Genomic DNA, 227 nt, shown 5'->3' with positions numbered 1-227 from the left:
GGGTAGCATTTGGTGCCCACGGAGGGACTCGAACCCCCACACCTCGCGGCACATGGACCTGAACCATGCGCGTCTACCAATTCCGCCACGTGGGCATATCGAACAACAGGTACTGCCTTTACAACCAGGGTAGCTTTTGGTGCCCACGGAGGGACTCGAACCCCCACACCTCGCGGCACATGGACCTGAACCATGCGCGTCTACCAATTCCGCCACGTGGGCATATC

Annotated in this window: 2 tRNA genes; both read right to left on the bottom strand. The window is 59.9% G+C overall.

Annotated elements, in window-relative coordinates:
* Nucleotides 1-10: 10 nt before the first annotated feature.
* A tRNA-Leu gene (locus tag AC3A6M_RS24930) sits at nucleotides 11-95 on the bottom strand.
* Nucleotides 96-137: 42 nt separating this feature from the next.
* Nucleotides 138-222: transfer RNA gene (locus AC3A6M_RS24925), tRNA-Leu, on the bottom strand.
* Between the last annotated feature and the right edge of the window lie 5 nt (nucleotides 223-227).

The sequence above is a fragment of the Telluria sp. Soil_C_11 genome (assembly GCF_057657395.1).
Note: the sequence above shows the minus strand (reverse complement) of the source record. Positions and strands in the feature narration are given on the sequence as shown.